The organism is Staphylococcus simulans, assembly GCF_002902285.1.
GTDB lineage: Bacteria > Bacillota > Bacilli > Staphylococcales > Staphylococcaceae > Staphylococcus > Staphylococcus simulans.
On the sequence record NZ_PPRU01000019.1, the window covers coordinates 87126 to 108383 of the forward strand.

General features: G+C 35.7%; 21 protein-coding genes, 1 tRNA gene and 1 other RNA gene. 16 read left to right on the forward strand and 7 right to left on the reverse strand.

The genetic code is table 11. From position 1 onward, the window contains the following. Positions 1–415: 415 nt before the first annotated feature. Positions 416–487 (reverse strand) — tRNA-Arg (locus CD112_RS05745). Between the two features lie 148 nt (positions 488–635). Here CD112_RS05745 and clpP point away from each other — a divergent pair. Continuing rightward, complete coding sequence (gene clpP / locus CD112_RS05750; protein WP_002481561.1) at positions 636–1220, forward strand: ATP-dependent Clp endopeptidase proteolytic subunit ClpP; 585 nt, start codon at positions 636–638, stop codon at positions 1218–1220. A gap of 350 nt (positions 1221–1570) precedes the next feature. Here clpP and CD112_RS05755 read toward each other — a convergent pair whose 3' ends face one another. Continuing rightward, positions 1571–2473, reverse strand: a complete 903-nt coding sequence (locus CD112_RS05755) for a TIGR01777 family oxidoreductase (RefSeq protein WP_103363991.1) — start codon at positions 2471–2473, stop codon at positions 1571–1573. Between the two features lie 583 nt (positions 2474–3056). On the opposite strand from CD112_RS05755, the gene CD112_RS05760 reads away from it, so the two are divergent. Next, positions 3057–3839, forward strand: a complete 783-nt coding sequence (locus tag CD112_RS05760) for a DUF4887 domain-containing protein (protein WP_103363992.1) — start codon at positions 3057–3059, stop codon at positions 3837–3839. 44 nt (positions 3840–3883) lie between these two features. On the opposite strand, the gene CD112_RS05765 is transcribed toward CD112_RS05760, so the two are convergent. Next, complete coding sequence (locus CD112_RS05765) at positions 3884–4108, reverse strand: hypothetical protein (protein ID WP_002481564.1); 225 nt, start codon at positions 4106–4108, stop codon at positions 3884–3886. A 303-nt stretch (positions 4109–4411) separates the two neighbouring features. On the opposite strand from CD112_RS05765, the gene CD112_RS05770 reads away from it, so the two are divergent. The 12 genes from CD112_RS05770 (at position 4412) to ssrA (ending at position 16939) form a co-directional block, all read left to right on the forward strand. Further along, positions 4412–5437 (forward strand): sugar-binding transcriptional regulator, encoded by a 1026-nt coding sequence (locus tag CD112_RS05770; RefSeq protein ID WP_002481565.1) that lies wholly within the window; start codon positions 4412–4414, stop codon positions 5435–5437. 53 nt (positions 5438–5490) lie between these two features. Next, positions 5491–6498: a type I glyceraldehyde-3-phosphate dehydrogenase gene (gene gap / locus CD112_RS05775; protein WP_002481566.1), complete on the forward strand. Its 1008-nt coding sequence runs from the start codon at positions 5491–5493 to the stop codon at positions 6496–6498. 266 nt (positions 6499–6764) lie between these two features. Further along, positions 6765–7955: a phosphoglycerate kinase gene (locus CD112_RS05780; RefSeq protein WP_002481567.1), complete on the forward strand. Its 1191-nt coding sequence runs from the start codon at positions 6765–6767 to the stop codon at positions 7953–7955. 39 nt (positions 7956–7994) lie between these two features. Continuing rightward, positions 7995–8756: a triose-phosphate isomerase gene (gene tpiA / locus CD112_RS05785; protein WP_002481568.1), complete on the forward strand. Its 762-nt coding sequence runs from the start codon at positions 7995–7997 to the stop codon at positions 8754–8756. A gap of 1 nt (position 8757) precedes the next feature. Further along, a complete protein-coding gene (gpmI, locus tag CD112_RS05790) occupies positions 8758–10275 on the forward strand; it encodes a 2,3-bisphosphoglycerate-independent phosphoglycerate mutase (protein ID WP_002481569.1) in 1518 nt (505 codons plus the stop codon). Positions 10276–10368: 93 nt separating this feature from the next. Beyond that, positions 10369–11673 (forward strand): surface-displayed alpha-enolase, encoded by a 1305-nt coding sequence (eno, locus tag CD112_RS05795; RefSeq protein ID WP_002481570.1) that lies wholly within the window; start codon positions 10369–10371, stop codon positions 11671–11673. A gap of 192 nt (positions 11674–11865) precedes the next feature. After that, positions 11866–12333, forward strand: coding sequence for a hypothetical protein (locus CD112_RS05800; protein ID WP_002481571.1), 468 nt, complete (start codon positions 11866–11868; stop codon positions 12331–12333). 88 nt (positions 12334–12421) lie between these two features. Further along, positions 12422–12658, forward strand: coding sequence for a preprotein translocase subunit SecG (secG, locus tag CD112_RS05805; RefSeq protein WP_002481572.1), 237 nt, complete (start codon positions 12422–12424; stop codon positions 12656–12658). A 93-nt stretch (positions 12659–12751) separates the two neighbouring features. Beyond that, complete coding sequence (locus CD112_RS05810; protein WP_070847867.1) at positions 12752–13492, forward strand: alpha/beta hydrolase; 741 nt, start codon at positions 12752–12754, stop codon at positions 13490–13492. A gap of 43 nt (positions 13493–13535) precedes the next feature. Then, positions 13536–15899 (forward strand): ribonuclease R, encoded by a 2364-nt coding sequence (rnr, locus tag CD112_RS05815; RefSeq protein WP_103363993.1) that lies wholly within the window; start codon positions 13536–13538, stop codon positions 15897–15899. Positions 15900–15962: 63 nt separating this feature from the next. Continuing rightward, on the forward strand, positions 15963–16433 hold the full coding sequence (gene smpB / locus CD112_RS05820) for an SsrA-binding protein SmpB (protein WP_002481575.1): 471 nt from the start codon (positions 15963–15965) through the stop codon (positions 16431–16433). Between the two features lie 145 nt (positions 16434–16578). Next, positions 16579–16939: a transfer-messenger RNA gene (gene ssrA / locus CD112_RS05825) on the forward strand. A 105-nt stretch (positions 16940–17044) separates the two neighbouring features. On the opposite strand, the gene CD112_RS05830 is transcribed toward ssrA, so the two are convergent. Both CD112_RS05830 and CD112_RS13580 read right to left on the reverse strand, forming a co-directional pair. Beyond that, a complete protein-coding gene (locus CD112_RS05830) occupies positions 17045–17572 on the reverse strand; it encodes a DUF4352 domain-containing protein (RefSeq protein ID WP_103363994.1) in 528 nt (175 codons plus the stop codon). A gap of 1 nt (position 17573) precedes the next feature. Then, positions 17574–17735, reverse strand: coding sequence for a hypothetical protein (locus CD112_RS13580; protein ID WP_155974688.1), 162 nt, complete (start codon positions 17733–17735; stop codon positions 17574–17576). 443 nt (positions 17736–18178) lie between these two features. Between CD112_RS13580 and CD112_RS05835 the strand changes: the two genes are divergently transcribed. Next, positions 18179–18787: a flavin reductase family protein gene (locus CD112_RS05835; protein ID WP_231912680.1), complete on the forward strand. Its 609-nt coding sequence runs from the start codon at positions 18179–18181 to the stop codon at positions 18785–18787. 81 nt (positions 18788–18868) lie between these two features. Here the strand turns inward: CD112_RS05835 and CD112_RS05840 are convergent, their stop codons facing one another. Further along, entirely contained in the window at positions 18869–19681 is an 813-nt protein-coding gene (locus CD112_RS05840) for an oxidoreductase (RefSeq protein ID WP_060804163.1), read from the reverse strand. Between the two features lie 362 nt (positions 19682–20043). Here CD112_RS05840 and CD112_RS05845 point away from each other — a divergent pair, with 362 nt between their 5' ends. After that, positions 20044–20247, forward strand: a complete 204-nt coding sequence (locus CD112_RS05845) for a cold-shock protein (protein WP_002481579.1) — start codon at positions 20044–20046, stop codon at positions 20245–20247. Between the two features lie 74 nt (positions 20248–20321). On the opposite strand, the gene CD112_RS05850 is transcribed toward CD112_RS05845, so the two are convergent. After that, positions 20322–21068 (reverse strand): hypothetical protein, encoded by a 747-nt coding sequence (locus CD112_RS05850; RefSeq protein ID WP_103363995.1) that lies wholly within the window; start codon positions 21066–21068, stop codon positions 20322–20324. Positions 21069–21258: the final 190 nt, after the last annotated feature.

Sequence of the window (21258 nt, forward strand, 5' to 3'; positions counted from 1 at the left end):
AAAAAAGCCACCACACATAGTGCAGTGACTCCATAAATTTGCATAGTAAAAATTAGGATTTAAAAACAATATGCAAGAAATTTAAAGAGAAGACTCATGAATATAAGAAATTTTTCAAACCAGAATGTCAAGACCGAAACGTATACCACAATGTGATATGTGGTACATCTTTATTATAACATATAATTATCGTTAGTGATAATTATATGTTATATAAGTGTATGTAAAAAAACCACCTAATTAAAGGTGGCTGGTTGATCAAAGACAAAAGTATATACCATGTTTGGGTATATATGTATTATAGCATTTTCATTTAGAAAAAGCATGATAAAAGGTTAAAACACAGTTGTTTCCCCCAATTTTCCCCTAAAAATAATTAAACTTTGATTTATCGGTGGTTCTGATATGTATAAAGCCCCCTCGGAGGGAATCGAACCCCCATTTCAAGAACCGGAATCTTACGTGTTATCCATTACACTACGAGGGGTAAATATTAACATGCAATTATTAGTGTACCTGTCTCGTGTAGAGTGGTCAATATGATGATATTATAAAGGTGTGAGTTTTATTTTTGACCATTTTTGACTTTTAGGTTAAAATAAGGATAATTCATAAAAGTACAAGGAGGAAATAGAATGAATTTAATTCCTACAGTAATTGAAACAACAAATCGCGGCGAACGTGCTTATGACATTTACTCAAGATTATTGAAAGACCGTATTATTATGTTAGGTTCAGCAATTGATGATAACGTAGCAAACTCAATCGTATCACAATTGTTATTCTTACAAGCACAAGATGCTGAGAAAGATATTTATCTATATATCAACTCTCCAGGTGGTAGTGTAACAGCTGGATTCGCAATTTATGATACTATCCAACACATTAAACCAGATGTACAAACAATCTGCATCGGCATGGCTGCTTCAATGGGTTCATTCTTGCTTGCAGCAGGTGCTAAAGGTAAACGTTTCGCATTACCTAACGCTGAAGTAATGATTCACCAACCACTAGGCGGTGCACAAGGTCAAGCGACTGAAATCGAAATCGCAGCAACACACATCTTAAAAACACGTGCTAAATTAAACAAAATCTTATCAGAACGTACAGGTCAATCAATTGAACAAATTGAAAAAGACACTGATCGTGATAACTTCTTAACTGCAGATGAAGCTAAAGAATACGGCTTGATCGACGAAGTTATGCAACCTGAAAAATAAGTTGTTATTAAATATAGAAATGAAAAGAGTTCCGGGGGTTTTCCGGAACTCTTATTTTTGTCTTTTATAATGTTTTATTAAGTTAATGACGGTCCACCCTAATATAATAATTCCAACTATTAGGTAAAACAGTGCAATATATAAAGAAGGGATAGCTCGCGTCATTGAAAAACTGCCGATACATATTAAAAGTAATCCAGCAATGATTACTAAAATACGTGTTACAAGACTGCTTTTATCCATTCATACACCTTCATTCACTATACTTGCTATATCTGTATAAACGCTCGAATTTTTTATGATTTCATTTAGTAATAAGCGCTCACAATACAAATATATTATATAGCTTTTTACTCATGAACTAAACTATCAAGTGCTGATTTCAAGTCAGGATATGCAAATTTGAAACCATAAGCATCTAGGCGGTTTGGAATCGCTTTTTGTGTATCTAAGATAATCGTTGCTCTTTGTCCTAAGACTAAGCGTAACAGTGCACTTGGTACCCATAATTCATGTGGTTTGTGCATTGCACGTGCTAAAGCATAACCGAATAAGTTTTGACGCTCAGCAATAGGTGTTGTCATATTGAAGACGCCTGAAGCATCATCTTGATTGATTAAGAAAAGAATCGCACGTGTTAAATCTGTAATGTGAATCCATGAATACCATTGGAAACCAGTGCCTAATTTACCACCGAGATAGAAGCGGTAAGGTAATTCCATAGTTGGTAAGGCACCACCTTCATCTGAAAGCACCATACCAAAACGACCGATAATGACACGCGTACCATGTTGTTCGAATTTACGCGCAAAACGTTCCCATTGATATGTGATATCAGATAGGAAATCATGCGGATCGCATTTTGATAATTCTGTGTAAGTACGGTGCACATCTGGTGTATAATAACCTACTGCACTTGCGTTGAATAAAATTCCAGGGAACTTACCTTTATGTTCAAACAATTCATAAAGTGATTGTGTGGCTTGAATACGACTTAACATCAAAGTTTGTTTATATTCATCTGTCCATCTTTTATTCAATGATGCACCTGCTAAGTTAATCACAATATCAATATGATCTGGGACTTTATCTTCCCAACCTTCTTTACTCCAGTTAACATAGGTGATCTTATCATCTAAGTTTTGACGATCTTGACGAGTTAAAATAGTAATATGTGAATCTGTATTGTGTATTGCATCTACTAAATGACTGCCAACTAAACCTGTACCGCCTGTAATAAGAAATTCTTTCATTTTTATATTCACCTCATTAGTATTAAACAACGTTTTGGATACCGAAACCTAATAGATTATAGACATTCTAAACATTCATTATTTATTCAATATTTAGTCATTAATATGTCAATTTAAACTATGTAATCTTGTTTAAATCACTTATAGCTAAGTTATAATAGAAGTACCTTCGAAATTAATTAAACATCTCTTAATTAAAAATAGTATACCCCATAATATACATGCGAAGGTGAAATTTTGACTCCCTTTAGTATTGGACCTATGCGAGCAACGTATAGGTCCTTTATCATGTCTTTTTACGGTTGTTGATGTAGTATATTATAACAATCTTATATCAATTAATCATCTTACTTGGTTTTTGACCAATCGCCTTCTGTTAACCTATTCAAATAAATATTGAAATTATAAAATGTTTCCTAAGCAAAATAATGTATACCCTAGTGGAAAATGTTATGATATATAAATGAATACAGCTCAGATATAATAGTGAAGATGTTGTAAAAAAGGGTATGAGTTAATATATCAAAATAAGTAACTCAAGTAACTTATAGAAAAAGAAAAGGGATTGGAAAGAGGAGAGCACATGTCTAACAATAAAATGAGCAAACCCGCTAAGATACTAAGTGCTGTAATCGTATTTTTCTTATTATTCGGTTTAGCATTTGCGACTTTTGCTTTTGTAGATAATAACAAGAAGAGCAGCGAACGATACAGTCAACAACAGAAAAAAGAAGAGCAAGAGAAAAAAGATCGTGCTGAAAAGAAAAAACGAGAGGCAGAAAAACGCAAAAAAGAAGAAGAGGAACAACGTCAACAAGAAATTGCTGATCAACAAGCAGCAGAGCAAGCAAGACAAAATGAATTAGCTGCACAACGTGAACAACAAAGACAACAAGCTGAACAAGCCCGTCAAAATGCAGCAACACAAAAAGCGCAACAAAAAGAACAAAAACCACAAAAAGATAGTTCTGATGATAAAGAAGCACAACAAAAAGCTCAAGAACAAGCAGAGAAACAACGTGAGCAAGCTAGAGAAGCGGCTCAAGAAAGACAAAAAGCACAACAAGAAGCTCAGCAAAAACGTCAAGAACAAGCACAACAGCAAGCTAAAGAGCAAGCACAGCAACAACGAGAACAACAAGCTGCTCAGCAAAAACAACAGCAACAACAAAAACAGCAACAGCAAGAAAAACAACAACAAAGCAGTCAGCCCAGGCCAGGGCAAGAACAGCAGTCAAGGTCAGTAAATGAATCACAAAGCACTCAGCAAAGACAAGCACCACAACAAAATACACAATCAAGTCAGTCTTCAAGCTCGAACCAATCAAGTTCAAGTCAATCGAGCCAACAGAAGTCAGACGATTAATTCATAAAAAGGACCGCAATGCCAAAAGCACTGTGGTCCTTTCATTATGAGATAAAACTGATTAGCCAAGTGATAACGAGTGCGATAATCGCAACAACAGGTAAACAACCGCATCCGAATGGCGTGCAGCCGAAGGAATAATATTTTATTTTTCTATCCTGTTCGAAGCGGGAACGCTGGTGTTCACTTGGACTATGTTTAAAGTAATCATCATCTTTATAGCGAGGGTCATTGGGATCAATGACTTCAGGTTGGTCATTATTTGTCATGCAACTACCTCCTTCGTACATATCCATTATAAAGTAGGGAATACTGAAAATATAATGATAAGAAAAAGTGGTTTTCAGGTGATTTCTTAAGTGGAAAAAGGGTATAATATATTTGTAAAGGTAGTGTTGTTCACAACAGTATTACTTAAATGAAGTTGAAGTGAGTGTTTAAGCTTGCTTTTTATTCCAGATGATAGTATTATGACAATTGTAAGAGATGTTATTTTTTTGTCCCACCTGGGACTAAAAACGTCAAAGCATGGTTGCATGTTGACCCTTAAATAAAAAGAGGAGGAAATAGTAGTGGAAGACTTGCTTAAAGTCCAACAGAAATTGATTCCTGAGCTTGTCGAAAAAATGTATCGAAGATTTACAATACTCACTACTATCAAAATGCACCAGCCAGTCGGAAGAAGAAGTTTAAGTGAATATATGAATTTGACTGAACGTGTGTTGAGATCAGAAACGAATACGTTGAAAAAGCAAGAATTAATCAAGGTAAAACCGACAGGAATGGAATTAACTCCTGAAGGCGATGAATTGATTGAATCCTTAGAATCATACTTTGACATGTATTCAGACGGTTATCATCTAGCACAACTGTTAAAAGAACGCTATCAAATTAAAAACGTTTATGTTGTTCCTGGTGATACCGATATGGATAGTGCTGTAAAAAAAGAGATGGGCAGCCAGGCAGGTCAGTTATTAGAACGAACTTTTTACGAAGATGCTATCGTTTCTATCACAGGCGGTTCCACAATGGCCTCTGTGAGTGAATCAATGCATGTACTACCATTCAAAACATTCTATGTCCCCGCAAGAGGTGGATTAGGTGAAAATGTGGTATATCAGGCGAATACGATTGCAGCAAGTATGGCACAGCAAACTGGCGGAGAATATACAACATTATATGTTCCTGACAATGTCAGTGAATCAACATATGAGTTGTTGCTTCAAGAGCCCTCAGTTCGTAATACATTAGAAATAATTAAACAATCAAATATAACCGTCCACGGCATTGGTGATGCGCTGAAAATGGCAAATAGACGTCATTCGTCTAAACAAGTGATTGAAAAGCTTCAACATCACAATGCAGTCGGAGAAGCATTTGGATATTATTTCGACAGCGAAGGTCATATCGTTCATAAAGTTAAAACGATAGGACTTCAAATGGAAGATTTAGTATCGAAGCAATATATCTTTGCTGTAGCTGGAGGTGCTTCAAAAGGAGATGCGATCAGAGCGTATCTATCCATTGCTCCTAAGAACACAATTCTAATTACAGATGAAGGCGCAGCAAGAAATATAGTTCAATCACAATCAATTTAGTTTAAAAAAGTGACTTCACTTTTTAACAATATCTTTTAAAGGAGGCCATAATAATGGCAGTTAAAGTAGCAATTAATGGTTTTGGTAGAATCGGTCGTTTAGCATTCAGAAGAATTCAAGATGTTGAAGGTATCGATGTAGTAGCAGTAAACGACTTAACAGATGATGAAATGTTAGCACACTTATTAAAATACGATACAATGCAAGGACGTTTCACTGAAGAAGTTGAAGTTGTAGATGGCGGATTCCGCGTGAATGGTAAAGAAGTTAAATCATTCGAAGAACCAGATGCAAGCAAATTACCTTGGAAAGATTTAGACATTGATGTCGTATTAGAATGTACTGGTTTCTACACTAGCGACGAAAAAGCACAAGCTCACATTGACGCAGGTGCTAAAAAAGTATTAATCTCTGCACCAGCAACTGGTGACGTTAAAACAATCGTTTATAACGTAAACCAAGATACTTTAGACAGCTCTGACGTAATCGTTTCAGGTGCTTCTTGTACTACAAACTCACTTGCTCCAGTAGCAAAAGTATTAAATGACAGCTTCGGTTTAGTAGAAGGTTTCATGACTACTATCCACGCTTACACTGGTGACCAAAATACTCAAGACGGTCCACACAGAAAAGGCGACAAACGTCGTGCACGTGCAGCAGCTGAAAACATCGTTCCTAACTCAACTGGTGCTGCTAAAGCAATCGGTAAAGTAATTCCTGAAATCGACGGAAAATTAGACGGTGGCGCTCAACGTGTTCCTGTAGCAACTGGTTCATTAACTGAATTAACAGTTGTATTAGACAAAGACGTAACAATCGAAGAAGTAAACGAAGCTATGAAAGCAGCTTCTAACGAATCATTCGGTTACAACGAAGACGAAATCGTATCTTCAGACGTAGTTGGTATGACATTCGGTTCATTATTCGATGCAACTCAAACTCGTGTTATGACTGTATCTGGTCGTCAATTAGTTAAAGTTGCAGCTTGGTATGACAACGAAATGTCTTACACTGCACAATTAGTACGTACTTTAGAATACCTTATCAAAGACGTAAAATAATCTATAAACAATAATATTAAGGTCTGAATTTAACAAGCGGTAATGTGTTGTTGAAATTCGATGACCAGCTTATGAGTAAGCGGGGAGGCACATACGCTTCTCCGCTTATTTTCATTAAGTACATGGTTATTAGAGTAGATATTTTCAGAAACATGAAAAATTTCATTTGATTCTGTATTTATATCTGCATTATTTCTGCCCATATGCTAACCTCAAATTACAGACATTTTATAAATTCGCGCTTTTATTCAAAGGAGGAAGTTTTGATGGCAAAAAAACATGTATCTGATTTAGATTTAAAAGGGAAAGTCGTATTAGAACGTGCAGACTTCAACGTACCATTAAAAGATGGAGAAATTACAAACGATAACCGTATCGTTCAAGCTTTACCAACAATTGAGTATATCCTTGATCAAGGTGGTAAATTAGTTTTATTCTCTCACTTAGGTAAAGTTAAAGAAGAAAGTGATAAAGAAAAATTAACATTAAAACCTGTAGCAGTTCGCTTAAGCGAAAAATTAGGCAAAGATGTTAAATTCGTACCGCAAACACGTGGTAAAGAACTAGAAGATGCAGTTGCTGCATTAAAAGAAGGCGAAGTACTTTTAGTTGAAAATACACGTTTCGAAGACTTAGACGGTAAAAAAGAATCTAAAAATGATCCAGAATTAGGTAAATACTGGGCATCTTTAGGTGATGTATTCGTTAACGATGCATTCGGTACAGCACACCGTTCACACGCTTCAAACGTAGGTATTGCATCTCACTTAGAAAGTGCAGCTGGCGACTTGATGGAAAAAGAAATCAAATTTATCGGTGGCGTTGTAAACAACCCTGATAAACCAGTTGTAGCAATCTTAGGTGGAGCGAAAGTTTCAGATAAAATCGGTGTAATCGAAAACTTATTAAATGTTGCTGATAAAGTCTTAATCGGTGGCGGTATGGCATATACTTTCCTTAAAGCACAAGGCTATGAAATCGGTAAATCTTTATTAGAAGCTGACAAAGTAGACTTTGCTAAAGATTTATTAGAACGTGCTGGAAACAAAATCGTTTTACCAGTTGATGGTAAAGTAGCTAAAGAATTCTCAAACGATGCACAAATCACAGTTGTAGATATCGATCAAATTCCTGAAGATCAAGAAGCATTAGATATCGGACCAAAAACTGTTGAATTATTCAAAAAAGAATTAGAAGGTGCGCATACAGTAGTATGGAACGGACCTATGGGTGTATTCGAATTCGAAAACTTCGCACAAGGTACTATCGGTGTTTGTGAAGCTATTGCTGAATTAAAAGATGCAACTACAATCATCGGTGGCGGTGACTCAGCTGCAGCAGCAATGATGCTTGGATTCGAAGATGACTTCACACACATTTCAACTGGCGGCGGTGCATCATTAGAATATCTAGAGGGTAAAGAACTACCTGGTATTGCATCAATTAGCGACAAATAAGTTGTAACTTATTAATAAACTTTCAAGGAGCGTTTTATAATGAGAAAACCAATTATTGCAGGTAACTGGAAAATGAACAAAACAGTACAAGAGGCAAAAGACTTTGTTAAAGCTTTACCTCAATTACCTGATACAAACGAAGTTGAAGCTGTTATCTGTGCACCAACAATTCAATTAGATGCATTAACTACAGCAGTTAAAAACGGTGAAGCTGAAGGATTAGCAATCGGTGCAGAAAACACTTATTTCGAAGATAACGGTGCTTTCACTGGTGAAACTTCTCCAGTAGCGTTAGCTGACTTAGGTGTGAAATACGTTATCATCGGTCACTCAGAACGTCGTGAATTATTCTTCGAAACTGATGAAGATGTTAACAAAAAAGCACATGCAGTATTCAACCACGGTATGACACCAATTATCTGCGTAGGTGAAACACTTGAACAACGTGAAGGCGGAAAAGCTGAAGAAGTTGTCGGCGAACAAGTTAAAAAAGCATTAGAAGGCTTATCAGACGATCAATTGAAACAAGTTGTCATTGCTTATGAACCAATCTGGGCAATCGGTACTGGTAAATCTTCAACTGCTAAAGATGCAAACGAAATGAGTGCATTTGTTCGTAAAACAGTTGCAGATCTTGCTAGCCAAGAAGTTGCAGATGCAGTACGTATTCAATATGGCGGTAGCGTAAAACCTAACAACATTGCTGAATATATGGCTGAATCTGATATCGACGGCGCATTAGTCGGCGGAGCTTCATTAAAAGTTGAAGACTATGTAAAATTATTAGAAGGTGCTAAATAATATGGCGAAACAACCTACAGCATTAATCATCCTTGATGGTTTTGCAAATAGAGAAGATGTACACGGAAACGCAGTTAAACAAGCGCATAAACCTAACTTTGACCGTTATTATGCAAAATATCCTACAACTCAAATCGAAGCAAGTGGTCTTGAAGTAGGTCTTCCTGCAGGTCAAATGGGTAACTCAGAAGTAGGTCACATGAACATTGGTGCTGGCCGAATTGTTTACCAAAGTTTAACTCGCATTAATAAATCAATTGAAGACGGCGACTTCTTTGAAAACGAAGTATTAAACGAAGCAATTGAACACGTTAAAGCAAACAATTCTGCATTGCATGTATTTGGTTTACTATCTGACGGTGGTGTACACAGTCACTACACACATCTATTTGCAATCTTAAAATTAGCTAAACAACAAGGGCTTGATAAAGTCTATGTACATGGTTTCTTAGACGGCCGTGACGTAGATCAAAAATCAGCATTAAAATATGTGAAAGAAACTGAAGAACAATTCAAAGAAATCGGTATTGGTCAATTTGCATCAATTTCTGGTCGTTATTATGCAATGGACCGTGACAAACGTTGGGAACGTGAAGAAAAAGCGTATAACGCAATTCGTGACATTAATACACCTGAGTATGCAACAGCAGAAGAAGGTATCGAAGCAAACTATGCGAATGATTTAACTGACGAATTCGTTGTACCATTCTCAATCAAAGAACAAAATGAAGGCGTTCAAGATGGAGACTCAGTAGTATTCTTCAACTTCCGTCCTGACAGAGCGGGCCAACTTTCTGAAATCTTCACAAACAAAGATTTCAAAGGCTTTGAAGTGAACCAACCTAAAGATTTATTCTTTGCGACTTTCACAAAATACAACGATCAAGTTGATGGTCGTGTTGTATTTGAAAAAGTAGATTTAAAACAAACAATCGGTGAAGTTGCTGAAGCAAACAACTTAACACAATTAAGAATTGCCGAAACTGAAAAATATCCTCATGTTACTTACTTCATGAGTGGTGGACGCAATGAAGAATTTGAAGGAGAACGTCGTATTTTAATCGACTCTCCAAAAGTTGCAACGTATGACTTAAAACCTGAAATGAGCGCGTATGAAGTAAAAGATGCTTTATTAGGCGAGTTAGATAAAGGTGACTTAGACTTAATCATCTTAAACTTTGCGAACCCAGATATGGTTGGACACAGTGGTATGTTAGAGCCTACTGTAAAAGCAATTGAAGCAGTAGATGAATGTCTTGGTGAAGTCGTAGACAAAATCTTAGAAATGGGTGGCCATGCAATTATTACAGCTGACCATGGTAACTCAGACCAAGTATTAACAGACGATGATCAACCAATGACAACACACACAACTAACCCAGTTCCAGTTATCGTTACTAAAGAAGGCGTGACATTACGTGAAACTGGTAAATTAGGAGATTTAGCTCCAACGTTACTTGATTTACTTGATGTTAAACAACCTGAAGAAATGACTGGTGAGTCATTAATTAAACATTAATTGTTCACAATCAATATCGTTTAATTAATTCATTTTTTAAGCAAGACAAGTTATAATATATATGAAAGCAATTATGAAAAGGAGATTATCAACATGCCAATTATTACAGATGTTTATGCTCGCGAAGTCCTAGATTCTCGCGGTAATCCAACAGTTGAAGTAGAAGTATTAACTGAAAGCGGTGCATTCGGTCGTGCATTAGTACCATCAGGTGCATCTACAGGTGAATACGAAGCCGTAGAATTACGTGACGGTGACAAAAAACGTTACGGTGGTAAAGGTGTTACTAAAGCAGTTGAAAACGTAAACGAAATTATTGCTCCTGAAATCGTTGAAGGAGAATTCTCAGCATTAGATCAAGTTTCAATTGATAAAATGATGATTCAATTAGACGGAACAGAAAACAAAGGTAAATTAGGTGCTAACGCTATCCTTGGTGTTTCTATTGCTGTTGCACGTGCTGCAGCTGACTTCTTAGGTCAACCACTTTATAAATATTTAGGTGGATTCAATGGTAAACAATTACCAGTTCCAATGATGAACATCGTTAACGGTGGTTCTCACTCAGATGCGCCAATCGCATTCCAAGAATTCATGATTTTACCTGTTGGAGCTGACACATTCAAAGAAGCATTACGCTGGGGTGCTGAAATCTTCCACAACTTAGCTAAACTTCTTAAAGGTCGTGACTTAGAAACTGCAGTAGGTGATGAAGGTGGTTTCGCACCTAAATTCCACGGTACTGAAGATGCTGTAGACACAATCTTAGAAGCAATCAAAACTTCTGGTCTTGAACCAGGTAAAGATGTATTCTTAGGATTTGACTGTGCTGCTTCTGAATTCTACGAAGACGGCGTATACGACTACACTAAATTCGAAGGTGAAGGCGGCGCTAAACGTACTTCAGCTGAACAAGTTGACTACTTAGAAGAATTAGTTAACAAATACCCAATCATCACTATCGAAGATGGTATGGACGAAAACGACTGGGATGGTTGGAAACAACTTACAGATCGTTTAGGTAAAAAAGTTCAATTAGTAGGTGACGACTTATTCGTTACTAACACTAAAAAATTATCTGAAGGTATCGAAAAAGGTATTGGTAACTCAATCTTAATCAAAGTTAACCAAATCGGTACTTTAACTGAAACATTTGACGCTATCCAAATGGCTCAAAAAGCTAACTACACAGCAGTTATCTCTCACCGTTCAGGTGAAACTGAAGATACTACAATTGCTGACATCGCAGTTGCTACAAACGCTGGTCAAATCAAAACAGGTTCATTATCAAGAACTGACCGTATCGCTAAATACAACCAATTATTACGTATTGAAGACGAATTATACGAAACAGCTGAATTTGACGGCATCCATTCTTTCTACAACTTAGACAAATAAGATAGACTTTACTGATATTGAGTTCACGCAAAATTTAATTCAGTAACTTTACTACAGAAACTGTTAAGGTCTCATCAACCTTAGCAGTTTCTTTTTTGCTTTCTAATGCAGACACTCCCGCTCATGTTCAAGAACTGATATAATGAAAAACAATGGAAGTATTCTAAAGGCATGAAGGAGTTTGAAAAAATCATGGATACTGAAAACAATAAAGTAATGCGTGCAAAAAAATCGGGTAGATTTATAGCATATGCATCACTCTTTTTAGCAATGATGTACGGCACATACATTTTTGTAGTGTTGGATAAAAGTGTTATTACAGACTTATTGACTTCTCATCAGATTGATGCAACGAAAAACGCAGTCGGAAATTTCTTAAATAGTTATCGCTTAACAGGAATTATGTATTTATTGGCTTATTTATGTGGATTGATCGCAATTTGGAATCAACACCCTTATTTATGGTGGTTCTTATTTGCGGTTTATATTTCACAAACATTCTTTACAGCAGTAAACGCAGGCCCAATCTTACAAAGTATCGTCCATGTGAAATCATTCTATATGACATTACCATTATGGATTACACTAGCAGGATCGTTGATTTTGGCGCTGTATATGTTGATTATTTCTATCAAACGAAAAAGTACTTTTAATCGATAGAACCCTCAGTGTGTTATGAATTGAATTTGATAAATAGACACCTAACGTGTTATAATTGCTAGGTATATTATGAATGGAGGAGTAAAGCATGCACATTTTGTTGACAGTTTTATTAGTTATAGACTGTATCGCATTAATCACAGTTGTGTTACTCCAAGAAAGCAAAAGCAATGGACTTTCAGGAGCCATCAGCGGGGGCGCTGAACAGCTCTTTGGTGGAAAACAGAAACAACGCGGCGTGGATTTATTCTTAAACCGTGTCACAATTGTCTTATCTATTGTGTTTTTCGTTTTAATGCTCGCAATTACTTATCTCAATATGTAAATGTAAGGTCCGACAATGTTAAAGTCGGGCTTTTTTCATTATAATGGTAATTGTGTATTGTATATTTAGAAAGAGATGAAGGGATTGAACGACATGCAGATTAAATTGCCTAAACCGTTCTTCTTTGAAGAAGGTAATAGAGCAGTGTTATTATTACATGGATTTACAGGGAATTCATCAGACGTGCGCCAATTAGGCCGTTTCTTACAAAAGAAAGGTTATACTTCTTATGCGCCGCAATATGAGGGACATGCAGCGCCGCCGGAAGAGATTTTACAATCTAGTCCGCATGTTTGGTTTAAAGATGCGTTAGATGGCTATGATTTCTTAAAATCTAAAGGCTATGATGAAATTGCGGTAGCCGGCTTATCCTTAGGTGGAGATTTCGCTTTGAAATTAAGCTTAAATAGAGATGTAGAGGGTATAGTAACCATGTGTGCGCCTATGTTTATTAAGACAGAAGGCTCAATGTACGAAGGTGTCTTAGAGTATGCACGCAACTTTAAGAAATACCAAGGAAAAGATCAAGAGACGATTGATCGAGAAATGGAAGCTTTCCAACCTACAGGTACATTAAAAGAATTACAACAAACAATTCAAAATGTCAGAGATCATGTAGACGAAGTCATGGATCCATTATTAGTCATTCAAGCTGAAAAAGATGCCATGATTAATGCTGATTCAGCAAATGTGATTTATGAAGAAGCATCTTCTGACGAAAAAGATATTAAATGGTATGCCGATTCAGGGCATGTAATTACCATTGATAAAGAAAAAGAACAAGTCTTTGAAGATATTTATGAGTTTTTAGAAGGACTTGATTGGTCTGAATAAGACGAATAAAAAATTATAAATAAGAAAGAAAGGAGGGGGCATCATGGATTTAAAACAATCTGTCACAGAAATTATAAAACAACCTGATTATGAACCCATGTCAGTTTCAGATTTCCAAGACCGTTTAGGTTTAGATAATGCCGACTCATTTAGAGATTTAATAAAGGTGTTAGTTGAACTGGAACAATCAGGTTTAGTTGAACGAACAAAAACAGACCGCTACAAAAGAAAGGGTAATCAAAAAAATATGAAAGATAACTTAGTAAAAGGAACGTTAAGCCAAAACAAAAAAGGGTTTGCCTTCCTTAGACCTGAAGACGAAGATATGGAAGATATCTTTATTCCACCGACAAAAATCAACCGTGCGATGGATGGCGATACTGTTATTGTAGAAGTACAGCCCTCACGCGGAGATTTCAAAGGTAAAGTCGAAGGTGAAGTCAAATCTATTGAAAAACACTCAATCACACAAGTGGTAGGAACTTATACAGAAGGCCGTCACTTTGGATTTGTGATTCCTGATGACAAACGTATTATGCAGGATATCTTTATCCCTAAAGGTCAAAGTTTAGGTGCTGTTGAAGGCCATAAAGTGTTAGTTCAAATTTCTAAATATGCTGAAGGAAATGATAATCCTGAAGGTCATGTGTCTGCGATTTTAGGACATAAAAATGATCCAGGTGTAGATATTCTATCTATCATTTACCAACACGGTATTGAAATTGAATTCCCTGATGAAGTCTTAAAAGAAGCGGAAGCTGTACCAGAATATATAGAACCGTCAGAATTAGAAGGCCGTAAAGATTTAAGTGATGAATTGACGATTACAATTGATGGTGCAGATGCGAAGGACTTAGATGATGCGATTGCGCTTAAGAAATTGAAGAATGGTAATACGCAATTGACAGTCAGCATTGCGGATGTCAGCCACTATGTAAAAGAAGATTCAGCATTAGATAAAGAAGCGTATGATCGTGGAACAAGTGTTTACTTAGTAGACCGCGTTATTCCAATGATTCCACACCGTTTGAGTAATGGTATTTGTTCATTGAATCCTAATGTTGACCGTTTAACATTAAGCTGTCGTATGGAAATTAATTCAGATGGTAAAGTTGTTAAACATGAAATCTTTGATAGTGTCATTCAATCTGATCATCGTATGACGTATGATGAAGTCAACCAAATCATCACTGATCATGATGAAAATGTGCGTGCACAATACCCAGATGTGACACCGATGTTAGACTTAGCAAAAGAATTAAGTGAAACATTAATTCAAATGCGTAAACGTCGTGGTGAAATCGACTTCGATATTGATGAAGCGCAAGTGATTGTTAATGAAGAAGGAATTCCAGTAGATGTGAAGATGCGTGAACGTGGTGAAGGTGAACGTTTAATTGAATCATTCATGTTAGCAGCGAACGAAACAGTCGCTGAACATTTCAATAAAATGGAAGTACCCTTTATCTATCGTGTCCACGAACAACCTAAATCAGATCGCTTAACGCAATTCTTCGAGTTTATTACGAACTTCGGTATTCTAGTAAGAGGTACAGGAGAAGATGTATCTCCAAGTACGCTTCAAGAAATTCATGAGAAAGTAAAAGGTTTGCCAGAACAAACGGTTGTATCTACAATGATGTTACGCTCAATGCAACAGGCACGTTATGAAGATGTGAACTTAGGTCACTTCGGCTTATCTGCAGATTATTATACGCACTTCACATCGCCAATTCGTCGTTATCCTGACTTAGTAGTACATCGTTTAATCCGCAAGTACTTGATTGAAGATTCAATGAGCGGCAAAGAACTTCGCAAATGGGAAGACAAATTGCCGGAAATTGCGGAACATACGTCTAATCGTGAACGTCGTGCTATCGAAGCAGAACGTGATACAGATGAACTTAAGAAAGCAGAGTTCATGCTTCAACATATTGGTGAAGAATTTGAAGGTATTGTCAGCTCAGTCGCGAACTTTGGTATGTTCGTAGAATTACCGAATACTGTTGAAGGTATGGTTCATGTATCAAGTATGACAGACGATTATTATCAATTCGCTGAAGGTCAAATGGCAATGATTGGTGAACGTACAGGTAATGTTTTCCGTATCGGTGATACAGTGAAGATTAAAGTCGTCAACGTAGATGTTGATCAACGTATGATTGATTTCCAAATCGTAGGTATGCCTGAACCAAGACGTAGAAAATCAAATGAACGTCCTGCACGTGGCACAACGATTCAAACGAAAACACGTGGTAAAAGCTTAGGCGGCGACAAGAAAAAAGGTAAGAAGAAACAGCGTAAAGGTAAAAACCAACGTAATCGTGATAAACAAAAGGACACGAACCACAAACCGTTTTACAAAAGTAAAAAGGTAAAACAAAAAGCGCGTAAAAAGAAAAAATAAGAGATATTGAGTGGGATGGCCGCTCCTCTCTTTTTATAAAATTTTCAACAAGAGGTGAACACGATGTCGAAGAAGAAGAAAAAGTCTCCTGGTACTTTAGCGGAGAATCGTAAAGCCAGACATGACTATAATGTAGAAGATACGATTGAAGCGGGCATTGTGTTAAAAGGTACAGAGATTAAATCGATTCGTCGTGGCAGCGCAAACTTAAAAGATAGTTTCGCTCAAGTAAAAAATGGTGAAATTTACGTTCATAATATGCATATTGCGCCATACGAAGAAGCCAATCGATTTAATCATGATCCAGTGCGACCAAGAAAATTACTCTTACACAAAAGAGAAATTGAAAAATTAGGCACACGTACAAGAGAAATCGGTTATTCGATTATCCCATTAAAACTGTATCTGAAACATGGTGTATGTAAAATGTTGATTGGCGTCGCAAGAGGTAAGAAGAAATATGACAAACGTCAAGATCTTAAAGATAAAGCAATTAAACGCGACATGCAGCGTGCGATGAAAGATCGTTATTAAGGGAAAGCAGGTTAAACCTGCTTCCCGCATTCTTAGTTTATTTGAAAATCATTTATAAACAATTATATTGATTACTAAATGCATATTTGATATGATAAAGAGTGCTATTGGATTCTAGTGAATAGAATCTATTTAATATTATTTCGGGGGCGTTTTGGATTCGACAGGGGTCCCCAGAGCTTATTAAGCGTGTCGGAGGGTTGTCTCCGTCATCAACACACACAGTTTATAATAACTGGCAAAACAAACAATAATTTAGCAGTAGCTGCCTAATCGCACTCTGCATCACCTAACAGCATCGCCTATGTGCTGTTAACGTGATTCAACTTTAGTAGGATACGCTAGGCACTGCTGTTCGAAGTCTGTCTAGAAGAGATTAATCGAACTAGCATGATGTTGGTTGTCTATTTCCTACCATCATGTGAAATTTGAATAATAGACTACACACGTAGAAAGATTTGTATCAGGATCCTTGGACGCGGGTTCAAATCCCGCCGCCTCCATACATAGAGCCTTTAACCATTGCGGTTAGAGGCTTTTATTTTTTGTTGCTACAGAAAAAGGAACGGTGAGAAATTCACCGTTCCTAAATTGTTTTAGAACATAGACATTTATTTTAATTCGATTTTTGCTGTTTCTGTTCCCCAAAAACCAGACTGTACTTGCAATACTAAATTATCTTTTTCAGCAATACTAGGTGCTACATCAAATACAAGTTTTGCATTTTTTGTACTTTCGGGATTGATTTTGTCACCAATAAAACCTAAATCATCAGGCGATACAGCTTGGTTTGCAGTGATTGTTGCAGAACCATCAGCTTCAAATGTTTTTTTATCGCTTAAAAGTTTAAAGAACGAATCGGTAATGTCTACAGCTTTATCTCCGTTATTTTTAACTGTAATATCTAATACTATGAATTTGCCTTTTGCATTATTTGTCATTACATCTCCAACTTGATCTACAATGGCTTTATTAGTTACATTGAACTCCATTTTTCCGACTTTAACAACTTCGTTCATTTTATTCGATGATTTTGTTTCTGGTTTTTTATCATCTTTTTTTGCCTCTTGTTTATCTGATTTTTGTTCTGTTTTAGTCTTGCTTGTGTTATTGTTAGTCGGTGTCTTATTAGTCATCATATTAACCACACTTATTGCAACTAACACAGTAATCAAGATTTTTTACCCATAACTTCCAGTTTTTCTTAAACTTCCACATTAGGAATAATCCTACTGGGAATACAAATAATAGCATTAAAATTGTGAACCAAGTTGATTGATACCACTTTTCTTTTTCTTTCATGTTGATTCCTCCTGATGTTGTTTGCTTTTATAATTAAGCGTAAGAAAACTCAGTTATCAATCTTAGATTTTATGAATCAAGTAAAGTTAAATACAATTTCCCCTTATTTATCAATGTAAATAAGTAGTTAGTATCAAAAATTGCTGTTTTCATATAGAATCGAAGAGATAATAGATAACTAAATAGTGCAATACAGTTATCTTAATTATTTTATAACGTTTAAATTATATCACTTTAATCTTTGTTTTTAACAAAACGGGCTAAATAATTTAAAAAATTGAGGTGACTGTCAAAAAAGTGTCATGAAAATATCACTAAAATATTTTAATATTAATCTTTGTGAACTGAATTAAATGACTTGTTCATGTATAAGTCCTTAAGATTTATGATGGTGCAGAAATATTATAGAATGTATGAATATGAATGAGAAAGGTGATATGAGTATGTATATAAATCCAAAAGACTTAGAAACAGGAAATATGTATAAAATGTTGATAGGTACAGTGACACCTAGACCAATTGCTTTTGTCACTTCCCAAGATGAGAAAGGTAATGTAAATGCAGCGCCCTTTGCATTCTTTAATGTAGTGTGTCCTGAACCACCAATGTTAATGATATCTGTAGGTAAAGATAATGGAGCGCTAAAAGATACAAGTGCAAACATTCTAAGTACTAAAGAATTTGTGGTGCATATTGTAGATGAAAATATCGTTAAAGATGTGGTGAAAACAGGCGATAATTATGGGGCTGATGTGAACGAACTAGACATGACTGATCTTACAACAACAGATTCTAAAGTTGTGAATGTTCCTAGTGTGAAAGAAGCCAAAGTTCGATATGAATGTGAATTAGTTCATCATTTAGAATTAGGAGATGAACAAAAAGGAACAGACATGCTTGTAGGACAAGTAAAATCAATTTACATTGATGATGAAATTTATGATGTAGATAAAGCTTATGTGGATGTTGAAAAATTAAATCCAATTACACGTGTAGTAGGTAATCATTATGTAAGAATTGGTGAGCCTGTAGAAGATTTATTAGATAAATAAAATAGATAAATAAAAGCCGTTATTTGTATAAAAAGGTCTAGCATTGATGGATGAATTTTATCAATGTTAGACCTTTCTTTTTTAACTTAAGCGTCTAGCAATGTGATCAAAGAGTCTTGCTGGTAAAATGGCATGTAAGAAAACAAGAGGTTTTGCTCCCATACCGATTAAATAACGTGCTTTAGGTTTCTTTTTTGAAGCGGCTTTTAAAATAGTATCGGCAATAATTTTAGGATTTGAAAGTAAATTAGAATTATATTGTTTGTGCATACCTTCTGCTGCTTTAAGTGCTGCTTTTTCATATGCGCCGCCTTTAGCTGATGCTGCTAATTGATCTGCTGCGATATGACCCCAATCAGTTTTGATGCCACCAGGTTCAATAATAGAAACTTCAATGCCAAATGGCTCAACTTCCATTCTTAAAGCATCACTGAAAGCTTCTAAAGCGTATTTAGTGGCATGATACCATGCGCCAAAGTATGAAGTGAAACGGCCACCCATCGAGGATATATTAATGATTTTCCCAGAATGTTGTTTACGCATATATGGCAACACTAATTGAGTGAGTCGCGCTAAACCAAAAAGATTTACTTCAAATTGTTTTCTTGCTTCTGAAATTTCTACATCTTCTATGGCTCCGTATGAACCATAACCCGCATTATTAATGAGAATATCGATACGATTTTGTTCTGAAATCACTTGTTCAACAGTTTTTTGTATGGATGATTCATCTGTAATATCCATTTTTATTGCATGTATATTTTTTAAAGCGTTCAGTTTTTCTATTCTTCTACCAACTCCATAAACAGTGTATCCTTTATCAGCTAAAAGTTGTGCTGTTTGAAAACCAATTCCACTTGTTGCACCTGTAATTAATACGACTTGTTTGGTCATATCATCACTCCTTTTCTATTTAGTGAATTAATCATACCTGATTAATGAGAATTATGGAATTAAATTGCATTCTAATCAATTTTACTTGATTTATTATAGTTTTATAGGTTTCGTTTTCCATCATCTTAATGACAAATATTTGTGATTTTAATGATTATATTGTCTGAATAATTGTGGTATCTAAATTATTTTGAAGAAATGAGGCAAAAGGGTATACAAACCTAAATAATGGGTGTAGTATAGTACTTAAGTAATTGTTCGTGAAATTGATTTGCAGTTTTAATTCGTATGAATTTACTCCCATTGATTTTTATAAACAAGTTACAAATATTCGTGCAAAAGCACATACGGAGGATTTTTATATGAATAGTGGTACAGTTAAATGGTTTAACGCAGAAAAAGGTTTTGGATTTATCGAAAGAGAAGATGGTAACGACGTATTCGTACATTTCTCAGCTATCCAAGGCGAAGGTTACAAATCATTAGAAGAAGGCCAAAAAGTTGACTTCGACATCGTTGAAGGCGACCGTGGCGAACAAGCTGCAAACGTTGTAAAAATGTCATAATTTTTACCTAAACTGATTAAAATAGCACAACAATCTGAAAAGGTTGTTGTGCTGTTTTTTATTTACCTTCTTATTTATTGTTTGTAGTGATCGAATTTACCAGCTTCGATGTCTGCTTCTCTTCGTTCTATTTCATCATAAACTGCTTGTTGTTCAGCTTCATCACCATCATAGTATCCTTGTTCAATTGCATGTTTGGTTTGAATTTCAGCTGAAGATAATCCACCGTTATATTTTTTTCGTAAAGCATCGATATATTCTTCTTCTGTTTGCGCTGCATTGATTTCCGCATTTACATCTTCTGTTGGCTCCTCAGCTTGTGACTGTGCATTTTGATTGTAGACAGATTGTTCAGCACCACTTTCTACACGCAGTGAGCTTTCATATGCGGCACTTGCAGGACCTTCTGTCACGTTGCCTTGTGGAATTACGCCATTCGCAACGGCACTATTATAAGCTTTGATCTTATCAATTTCTGCATAATTACCATAAATTACATTTTCTAAAGTTGCTCTGTCGGTGATATTGCTTAAATCAACTTGCTGGCTTTGTTGATTTTGTTGATTCTGTTTTTCTGCAGTTGATTCATCTTTATTTTGCTGTTCAGTGTTTGCTTGTTGTTCGTCTTGCGTATTATTTTCTTTTTGTTGATTTTTGTCTGTTTGTTTTTTCTTTTCATTTTCTTCATTTTTAGATTGTGATTTGTCTTTCTTTTCAGTAGCTGCTTTGTCTTCGGTATCTTCTTTTGGTTTTTCATCATTTTGCCCGCATGCTGAAACGATTAATATACTCATGGCTAAGAGTGCAAATAACTTTTTCATTGAATCAACAACCTTTCTCTCTTTATGTGTATTACTTAACTATAGCCATCTTTCAGATGGTATGAAACCCTTTTCAAAATAAAAAAGACCTGTAAAAACAGGTCTCAGACCGTAGACAAACTACCGTTATAACTTGAAAAAGTGTAACGGTAGTTTATTTTTTTATGAAATTTTAGAAAATATGTATAAA

Bases quoted from the DNA above. Each gene is read 5' to 3' on its own strand.
- clpP (WP_002481561.1), top strand. From the start codon at position 636: ATGAATTTAATTCCTACAGTAATTGAAACAACAAATCGCGGCGAACGT.
- CD112_RS05845 (WP_002481579.1), top strand. From the start codon at position 20,044: ATGAATAGTGGTACAGTTAAATGGTTTAACGCAGAAAAAGGTTTTGGA.
- smpB (WP_002481575.1), top strand. From the start codon at position 15,963: ATGTCGAAGAAGAAGAAAAAGTCTCCTGGTACTTTAGCGGAGAATCGT.
- CD112_RS05810 (WP_070847867.1), top strand. From the start codon at position 12,752: ATGCAGATTAAATTGCCTAAACCGTTCTTCTTTGAAGAAGGTAATAGA.
- CD112_RS05765 (WP_002481564.1), bottom strand. From the start codon at position 4,108: ATGACAAATAATGACCAACCTGAAGTCATTGATCCCAATGACCCTCGC.
- CD112_RS05760 (WP_103363992.1), top strand. From the start codon at position 3,057: ATGTCTAACAATAAAATGAGCAAACCCGCTAAGATACTAAGTGCTGTA.
- rnr (WP_103363993.1), top strand. From the start codon at position 13,536: ATGGATTTAAAACAATCTGTCACAGAAATTATAAAACAACCTGATTAT.
- CD112_RS05835 (WP_231912680.1), top strand. From the start codon at position 18,179: ATGTATATAAATCCAAAAGACTTAGAAACAGGAAATATGTATAAAATG.
- tpiA (WP_002481568.1), top strand. From the start codon at position 7,995: ATGAGAAAACCAATTATTGCAGGTAACTGGAAAATGAACAAAACAGTA.
- CD112_RS05830 (WP_103363994.1), bottom strand. From the start codon at position 17,572: ATGATGACTAATAAGACACCGACTAACAATAACACAAGCAAGACTAAA.
- gpmI (WP_002481569.1), top strand. From the start codon at position 8,758: ATGGCGAAACAACCTACAGCATTAATCATCCTTGATGGTTTTGCAAAT.
- gap (WP_002481566.1), top strand. From the start codon at position 5,491: ATGGCAGTTAAAGTAGCAATTAATGGTTTTGGTAGAATCGGTCGTTTA.
- secG (WP_002481572.1), top strand. From the start codon at position 12,422: ATGCACATTTTGTTGACAGTTTTATTAGTTATAGACTGTATCGCATTA.
- CD112_RS05780 (WP_002481567.1), top strand. From the start codon at position 6,765: ATGGCAAAAAAACATGTATCTGATTTAGATTTAAAAGGGAAAGTCGTA.
- CD112_RS05840 (WP_060804163.1), bottom strand. From the start codon at position 19,681: ATGACCAAACAAGTCGTATTAATTACAGGTGCAACAAGTGGAATTGGT.
- eno (WP_002481570.1), top strand. From the start codon at position 10,369: ATGCCAATTATTACAGATGTTTATGCTCGCGAAGTCCTAGATTCTCGC.
- CD112_RS05800 (WP_002481571.1), top strand. From the start codon at position 11,866: ATGGATACTGAAAACAATAAAGTAATGCGTGCAAAAAAATCGGGTAGA.
- CD112_RS13580 (WP_155974688.1), bottom strand. From the start codon at position 17,735: ATGAAAGAAAAAGAAAAGTGGTATCAATCAACTTGGTTCACAATTTTA.
- CD112_RS05850 (WP_103363995.1), bottom strand. From the start codon at position 21,068: ATGAAAAAGTTATTTGCACTCTTAGCCATGAGTATATTAATCGTTTCA.
- CD112_RS05755 (WP_103363991.1), bottom strand. From the start codon at position 2,473: ATGAAAGAATTTCTTATTACAGGCGGTACAGGTTTAGTTGGCAGTCAT.